A 7,478-nucleotide genomic window follows, 5' to 3' on the forward strand; every position below is an offset into this window, starting at 1 on the left:
GGGAAAGATTTTTGCGGCCGTGGTGGCGGCGGTGGTTGCGCTGGCGACAGGCGCGCAGGCGGCTGGCAGCTGTGGCAAGAACAGCGCCGGCTTCGAAGCCTGGAAGCAGGACTTTGCCGCCCAGGCCCAGGCCGAAGGGGTCGGAGCGAGGGGGCTGTCCGCCCTGGCTGGCGCGACCTACGCGACGAGGACCATCTCCGCCGACCGCGCCATCCACAAGGCGTTCAGCGGCTCGGTGGAAGATTTCATGAAGCGCCGCGGCGGGGCTGCGATCATTTCCAAGGGCCGTTCGCTGAAGAAGTCGAACGCGGCGCTGTTCGACAGGATCGAAGCGACCTACGGCGTGCCGCCCGGCGTGCTGCTCGCCATCTGGGGCATGGAGACCGGCTTCGGCGCCTCCATGGGCAACCAGAACACGGTGTCCGCTATTTTGACGCTTACCTATGATTGCCGCCGGCCGGACTACTTTTATCCGCATGCCATTGCGGCGCTGAAGCTGGTCGATCGCGGGACGTTGACCTCCGCTTCGGTCGGCGCCATGCATGGCGAGATCGGCCACACGCAGTTCCTGCCCGGAAACGTCCTGAAGTATGGCGTCGGCAACGGAAATCTGCGCGACAGGAATACCGCGCTCGCTTCCACCGCCAACTACCTCAAGGGCCATGGCTGGCGGGCCGGCGCGGGCTATCAGGCGAACATGGGCGCCATAGCCGGCTGGAACTCGGCCAGCGTCTACCAGCAGGCCATTGCCCGCATCGCGGAGGCGATCGACGGCAACTGATGCCATCTCCACTCGACAGAAAGCCCGGCCATGCGCCGGGCTTTTTGTTTATGGAGCGGTGTCAAAGCCAATCGCTCGAAACGATCAGGTTCGATCCCGCTCTCAATAATGCGCGTAGCCGCTCAACGGGCATTTCTGGGAAATGGGAACCTGGAAGCTGCCGTCAATACCGCTGCAGTTACGGAATTTGGACGACCGCGGCGCCGGGGCCGCCTTCGACCTGCCCTTGGTGTCCATTTTGGTCGGCTGGTCGGAATGCGCGTAGCCGCTCACCGGGCATTTCTGGGAAGCGGGAACCTGGAAGGGGCCGTCAAATCCGCTGCAGGTACGGAACTTGGACGACCGTGGTGCCGTCGCCGCCTTCGACCTGCCCTTGCTGTCCATTTTGGTCGGTTGGTCGGAATGCGCGTAGCCGCTCACCGGGCATTGCTGGGAAATGGGAACCTGGAAGGGGCCGTCAAATCCGCTGCAGGTACGGAACTTGGACGTCGGCGCCGCCAGGGCCTGCGAGGACTGGCATCCGCCGAAGATGACTGCCGCTGAAAGCAAGAGAAAAAGACCGTTCTTCACTGTCGAAGTCCCTCCACTCCGCTGCCTTGCTTTCTGCCTATGGGGCAGGGTCAAAGCCCAATCACTCGCTCTCAACAATGCGCGTAGCCGCTCAACGGGCATTTCTGGGAAATGGGAACCTGGAAGCTGCCGTCAATACCGCTGCAGGTAAACAAGTTGGAGTTCCGCAGCGTTGGAGGAGCCGCCCTTGGCCTGCCCTCGATCATCGTCGGGACCCCGGTAGATTACGATTAGCCGCCGCCCAAGGGGCATTTCCGGGAAGCGGGAACCTCGAAGGTGCCGGTGAAAACATTTGAGCAGGTATGGAATTTGGGGTTCCGCGGCGCTGAGGTGGCCGCCTTCGACCTGGCGCTAATCTCCCTTTCGGACGGCTGCTCGAAATGCCCGTAGCCGCCTGGGGGGCATTTCCGGGAAGCTGGAACCTGGAAGATGCCGTCTCTCCCGGTGCAATTACGGAAGTTTGACGATCGCGGTGCCGGGGCTTGCGTGACCGCGGCCGGCTTTGGCTTGCCTTTGAGGACCATCCAGATTTCGGTCGGTTGGTCGAGCTGCAGGTTGTTTATATCGGAATAGGTGATCCGGCCGCTGCGCACGCCGGCAGCAAGGCGCTCGCAGAACAAGGCCGGCATGCGCTCCAGCGAGACGCCCATGAAACCGGCGATATCGTGCTTGAGCGTGATGTTCCAGGCGCGGGCTTCGGCGATGCAGCCGTCCAGATCCGGCTTTGGCTCACGCTTCGCGGCCTGCGCGGTCTGGCACGCCGCGAAAGCGACGGAAGTTGCCAGCAGAACAAAAATGCCTTTTTTCACTGTCAAAACCCCCGTCAATCCCGCGGCGGAACTTAGATGAAGCTACCGAAAGGTCAAACGGGAAACGTCATTTGGTCGTTCTTATTTTGCTTATATTAGGAACGCAAAATAGAAAACCCGGCGTCTCCACCGGGTTTCTTGCGTCGTTTCGGCTTTCGCGGGATCGGCACAGCGCACGACGGCGCTATGTCAGCCCTTGCGCGTGCGCGCCGCGAGCGTCCTCAGCCGCAGCGCATTGAGGCGGATGAAGCCGGCGGCGTCCTTCTGGTCGTAGGCGCCACGGTCGTCCTCGAAGGTGACCAGCGCGTCGGAATAAAGCGTCTTCTTCGACTTGCGGCCGGTGACCATGACATTGCCCTTGTAGAGCTTCAGTCGCACCGTGCCCTCGACGTCCTCCTGGCTCTTATCGATCATCGCCTGCAGCATCAGCCGCTCGGGCGAGAACCAGAAGCCGTTGTAGATCAGCTCGGCATAGCGCGGCATGAACTCGTCCTTGAGGTGCGCGGCACCGCGGTCGAGCGTGATCGATTCGATGGCGCGGTGGGCGGCGATCAGGATGGTGCCGCCGGGCGTTTCGTAGACGCCGCGCGATTTCATGCCGACGAAGCGGTTCTCGACGAGGTCGAGCCGGCCGATGCCGTTGTCGCGACCGAGGTCGTTGAGGGCGGCCAGCATCGTCGCCGGCGACAGCTTCTTGCCATTCAGCGCAATCGGATCGCCCTTGAGGAACTCAATCTCGATCTCGGTGACCTTGTCCGGCGCGTCCATCGGCGAGACGGTGCGCTGGTGGACGAATTCCGGCGGCTCCGTCCACGGATCCTCCAGCACCTTGCCCTCCGAGGAGGAGTGCAGCAGGTTGGCGTCGACCGAGAACGGCGCGTCGCCGCGCTTGTCCTTCGGCACGGGAATCTGGTGCTGCTCGGCGAAGTTCAGCAGGTCGGTGCGCGACTTGAAGGACCAGTCGCGCCACGGCGCGATGACCTTAATGTCGGGGTTAAGCGCGTAAGCCGACAGCTCGAAACGGACCTGGTCGTTGCCCTTGCCGGTAGCGCCGTGAGCAATCGCGTCGGCGCCGGTTTCCTTGGCGATCTCGACGAGGTGCTTGGAGATCAGCGGCCGGGCGATCGAGGTGCCGAGCAGGTAGGTGCCTTCATAGACGGCATTGGCGCGGAACATCGGGAAGACGAAGTCGGCGACGAATTCCTCACGCACGTCGACGATGCGGATGTCCTTGATGCCCATCAGCTCGGCCTTGCGGCGCGCCGGCTCCAGCTCGCCGCCCTGGCCGAGGTCGGCGGTGAAGGTGACGACTTCGGCGCCGAGCTCGGTCTGCAGCCATTTCAGGATGATGGATGTGTCGAGGCCGCCTGAGTAGGCGAGCACGACTTTCTTCACGTTCTTGGTCTTGGACATTTTAGGCGGTTCCGCGGGGAAAGGTTTCGCGGGCGAGGTATCACGGCGTTTCCGGGCTGCGCAAGAGAGGAACGGTCTTTGATAGCCGAACGCTGGACCAGACGCCGCCGTCCGGCCGCTGGCCACGGTGACGCCGATGGTCGTATCTGTTCGGCGGCGTGTTCTCGGCCTTCGCGCTCAAGATCCTGACGGCCCAGGCGAAACAGGCTCGCTCTCGCGCCAGCTGCCGGCCCAGCGGCCGGCGGCGAGCCAGTAGAAAATACCGCCGACCATGCCGGAGCCAATTACCGCCAGTATGGCGCTGGTATCGGTGACGACGAAGTTGGGATCGCCGCTCTGGCGGACGAAACCGAGGAAGGCCGCGGCGACGCCGCCGCCGGCGATCGCATAGAACAGCCAGTCGCGCCGTCCGAGGACCTCGGCGGCGAGGATGACGACGGTCGCCGGCATGAAGGCGAAATAGGCGACGAACAGCGCCACGAAGGGGATCGAGAAATAGAGCGAGGCGGTCGCCGTCGGGTGAGCCTGGTCCGGCGTATAGCCGAGCGAGCCCAGGAACAGGATGTTGAGGAAGGCGCTGGCCGCCAGCGAGGCGGCGATGTAGCCGACAAGGATGACGGCGAAGCGGATGAGGTAGGCGATGAAGCGGCTCACGCCTCGCCGTGCCCCGCGATCATCATGGCTTCGAGCGCCAGCCGGTCCACCTTGCGCATGCGCTCCGACTCCGACTTGAGCTGGCCGCAGGCGGCGAGGATGTCGCGGCCGCGCGGTGTGCGGATCGGCGACGCATAGCCGGCATTGTTGATGTAGTCGGCAAACTTCTCGATCGTCTCCCAGTCCGAGCACTGGTAGTTGGTGCCCGGCCACGGGTTGAACGGGATCAAATTGATCTTGGCCGGAATGCCCTTGAGCAGCTTGACCAGCGCCTTGGCGTCGTCGAGGGAATCGTTGACGTCCTTCAGCATCACATATTCGAAGGTGATGCGCCTGGCATTGGAGAGGCCGGGATAGGCCCGGCAGGCGGCGATCAGCTCCTTCAACGGGAACTTCTTGTTGATCGGCACGAGCAGGTCGCGCAGGTCGTCATTGGTGGCGTGCAGCGAGATCGCCAGCATGACGCCGATCTCCTCGCCGGTGCGGAAGATTTCCGGCACGACGCCGGAGGTCGAGAGCGTAATGCGGCGCTTGGACAGTGACAGGCCGTCGCCGTCGGAGGCGATCAGCAGCGCCTTCTTCACTGCCTCGAAATTGTAGAGCGGCTCGCCCATGCCCATCATGACGATGTTGGACACCTTGCGGCCCTCGGCCGGCACGATGGCGCCGTCCGGCGTGTCGCGGTCGGGGAAGTCGCCGAGCCGGTCGCGGGCGGTGAGCAGCTGCGCCAGGATCTCTTCGGTGGTCAGGTTGCGCACGAGCTTCTGCGTGCCGGTGTGGCAGAACGAGCAGGTCAGCGTGCAGCCGACCTGCGAGGAGATGCAGAGCGTGCCGCGGCCTTCCTCGGGGATATAGACGGTCTCGATCTCGACCGGGCGGCCGGCGCCGCGCGGCGGAAAGCGGAACAGCCATTTGCGGGTGCCGTCGGCGGAGATCTGCTCCTCGACGATCTCGGGCCGCGCGACGGTGAAATGCCTGTCGAGTTCGGCGCGCAGATCCTTGGAGATGTTGAACATGCCGGAAAAGTCGGAGACGCCGCGCACATACATCCAGTGCCAGAGCTGCTGGGCGCGCATTTTGGCTTGGCGCTCCGGCACGATGCCGGCCTCGACCAGGGCGGCGCCGAGCTCGGCCCGGGTGAGGCCGATCAGCGTCGGCTTTTCGGCCGGCGCGGCGCGGGCACGCAAGGCGTCGCGCGCGCCTTCGGCGGTAAGATCAAGTGAAAGGGTCATGGTTGCGCCAATATAAGCGGTTTGCGGCCGATTTCAGCATCGTGCCCGAAATGAAGCGCGGCGCATAGCACAGGTTCGGAGCGGAGTCATGCGGGGCGGGCGCGACCTTGCCAGTCGTGTCATCATTCGCTCGACCGCCGCGAGGCGGCGCCGCATCCCTCGCACTGCGCAAATCGATCACATATTCGTGTTGGCGTAACGACCCAAGGCGCCTTCGCGAACCCTGAAAGGGGCAACTGTGCCCCTGCAAAATGGGAGTATGCGGAATGCACTCGATCAAGCTTATTGTCATCGCTGGCCTCCTCGGCCTTTCCGCGACACAGGCATTTGCCGAAGACACGATGGGAACGATGACCATGATGAAGGCCGGCCAGGTAACGGCGATCACGCCCGACGGCCATATGGGCACGATGATGCCGGACGCCAAGATGAGCGCCGAGATGATGAAGATGGCGAAGCCAATCAAGCACTGCATGATGATGATGACAGACGCCAAGGGCAAAACCTACATGATCGACACCTCGACCAAGAAGGCCCAGGCCGAGTGTGAAAAAATGGCGATGTGAACATCGCCAAGCACGCACGCCGACCTTCCCGCCGGCCGGCACGCCGGCGGGTATTCCGATCACATCTGCTTGAACCCCGTTCCGAGACGTTGCCGGCATAGCGTCGGACTCGCCGCGCGGGTTGATCGGCTCCGTCATTGTGCTAGGCCGGGCCTATCACCACGAGGCTCGTCATGGCCGGCATATCCCGAAAATACCGCTTGCTGCGGCGTTCGCACGCCATGTGGGTGTCGCGGCGCGTCTGGCAGCCGCGTCTCGTCTTCTGGGCCGGCGCCGTCTCGATCGGCCTGATCAGCGTCCTGTTCGCGCTGCTTGCCGACCGCGCGCAGGCTCTGTTCCATATCATGACCGGCAATGAGGGCGGCTGGCGCTTCTATCTGCCGCTCGTGGTGACGCCCCTCGGTTTTGTCCTTTGCGCCTGGCTGGCGCATTCCTTCTTCCCGGGGTCGCAAGGCAGCGGCATTCCGCAGGCGATCGCGGCGCGGCATCTGCGCGACGAGGAGGATCGCAGCCGCATCCTGTCGCTCAGGCTGGTGGCGGGCAAGATCGCGCTCACCGTCGTCGGCCTCGCCTGCGGCGCCTCGATCGGCCGCGAAGGCCCGACGGTCCAGGTCGGCGCCTCGCTGATGCTGCAGGCGGCGCGCTGGGGCAGCATGGCGCAGGCGCGCGGGCTGATCCTGGCCGGCTCCGCCGCCGGCATCGCCGCCGCGTTCAACACGCCGCTTGCCGGCATCGTCTTTGCCATCGAGGAAATGGGCCGCGCCTATGAGGCGCGCACCAACGGGCTGGTGCTGACGGCGGTGATCTTGGCCGGGCTCGCCTCGCTCGGGCTGCTCGGCAACTACACCTATTTCGGCGTCGCCAAGGACACGGTGGCGTTTGCCACCGACTGGCCGCTGGTGCTTGCCTGCGGCATCATCGGCGGCGGTGTCGGCGCGCTGTTCTCGCTGCTTGCGCTGAAGGTCATGCGCCGCATCCGCCGCTGGAACGCGCTGCAGCCGCTACCGCGCACGCTGGTCGTGGCGGCCGTCTGCGGGCTGGCCGTGGCGGTGATCGGCGTCGCGTCCGGCGGGCTGACCTTCGGCACCGGCTACGCGCAGGCGCGCGGGGCGATCGAAGGCACGCCGCTGCCGGCCCTCTTCTTCGTGGAAAAATTCGCCGCCGGCCTGTTGTCGATGGTGTCGGGCATTCCGGGCGGTCTCTTCGCACCGTCGCTGGCGGTGGGCGCGGGGCTGGGCAGCACCCTCGGCCTGGTCTTCGGCACCGCCACCGGCACGGCGGCGCTGCTCGGCATGGCCGGTTATTTCGCCGGCGTCGTGCAGGCGCCGATGACGGCCTTCGTCATCATCCTCGAAATGACCGGCAACCACGACAATGTCATCGCGCTGATGTGCGCGGCGATGCTGGGCTACGGCAGGGCGAGGCTGATCTCCAACGAGCCGCTCTATCATGC

Annotated in this window: 8 protein-coding genes; 3 read left to right on the forward strand and 5 right to left on the reverse strand. The window is 64.6% G+C overall.

Translation table 11 applies throughout. From position 1 onward, the window contains the following. The first annotated feature begins 7 nt into the window (after positions 1–7). Positions 8–781: a lytic transglycosylase domain-containing protein gene (locus EOA33_RS17860; protein ID WP_127406205.1), complete on the forward strand. Its 774-nt coding sequence runs from the start codon at positions 8–10 to the stop codon at positions 779–781. A 102-nt stretch (positions 782–883) separates the two neighbouring features. On the opposite strand, the gene EOA33_RS17865 is transcribed toward EOA33_RS17860, so the two are convergent. From EOA33_RS17865 to rlmN, 5 genes are all read right to left on the reverse strand, one after another. Next, positions 884–1,351 carry a hypothetical protein gene (locus EOA33_RS17865; protein ID WP_126057413.1) on the reverse strand — a complete coding sequence of 156 codons (468 nt, stop codon included), beginning with the start codon at positions 1,349–1,351 and terminating at the stop codon, positions 884–886. Between the two features lie 230 nt (positions 1,352–1,581). Continuing rightward, positions 1,582–2,160 (reverse strand): hypothetical protein, encoded by a 579-nt coding sequence (locus EOA33_RS39735; RefSeq protein ID WP_245455302.1) that lies wholly within the window; start codon positions 2,158–2,160, stop codon positions 1,582–1,584. Positions 2,161–2,349: 189 nt separating this feature from the next. Next, positions 2,350–3,573 (reverse strand): argininosuccinate synthase, encoded by a 1,224-nt coding sequence (locus EOA33_RS17875; protein ID WP_126057414.1) that lies wholly within the window; start codon positions 3,571–3,573, stop codon positions 2,350–2,352. A gap of 177 nt (positions 3,574–3,750) precedes the next feature. Beyond that, positions 3,751–4,227: a hypothetical protein gene (locus tag EOA33_RS17880; protein WP_126057415.1), complete on the reverse strand. Its 477-nt coding sequence runs from the start codon at positions 4,225–4,227 to the stop codon at positions 3,751–3,753. Beyond that, complete coding sequence (rlmN, locus tag EOA33_RS17885; protein ID WP_126057416.1) at positions 4,224–5,459, reverse strand: 23S rRNA (adenine(2503)-C(2))-methyltransferase RlmN; 1,236 nt, start codon at positions 5,457–5,459, stop codon at positions 4,224–4,226. Before rlmN ends, EOA33_RS17880 begins: the two co-directional genes overlap by 4 nt. Before the next feature lie 266 nt (positions 5,460–5,725). Between rlmN and EOA33_RS17890 the strand changes: the two genes are divergently transcribed. Together EOA33_RS17890 and EOA33_RS17895 are read left to right on the forward strand one after the other, a co-directional pair. Then, positions 5,726–6,025: a hypothetical protein gene (locus EOA33_RS17890; RefSeq protein ID WP_126057417.1), complete on the forward strand. Its 300-nt coding sequence runs from the start codon at positions 5,726–5,728 to the stop codon at positions 6,023–6,025. Positions 6,026–6,198: 173 nt separating this feature from the next. Beyond that, a partial coding sequence (locus EOA33_RS17895) for a chloride channel protein (RefSeq protein ID WP_145989180.1) occupies positions 6,199–7,478 on the forward strand: 1,280 nt, incomplete at its 3' end.

The sequence above is a fragment of the Mesorhizobium sp. M4A.F.Ca.ET.050.02.1.1 genome (genome assembly GCF_003997725.1).
In the GTDB taxonomy this organism is placed as follows: Bacteria; Pseudomonadota; Alphaproteobacteria; order Rhizobiales; family Rhizobiaceae; genus Mesorhizobium.

Excerpts from the sequence above, each read along its gene's own strand:
- EOA33_RS17875 (WP_126057414.1), bottom strand. The coding sequence starts at position 3,573 with ATGTCCAAGACCAAGAACGTGAAGAAAGTCGTGCTCGCCTACTCAGGC.
- rlmN (WP_126057416.1), bottom strand. The coding sequence starts at position 5,459 with ATGACCCTTTCACTTGATCTTACCGCCGAAGGCGCGCGCGACGCCTTG.
- EOA33_RS17890 (WP_126057417.1), top strand. The coding sequence starts at position 5,726 with ATGCACTCGATCAAGCTTATTGTCATCGCTGGCCTCCTCGGCCTTTCC.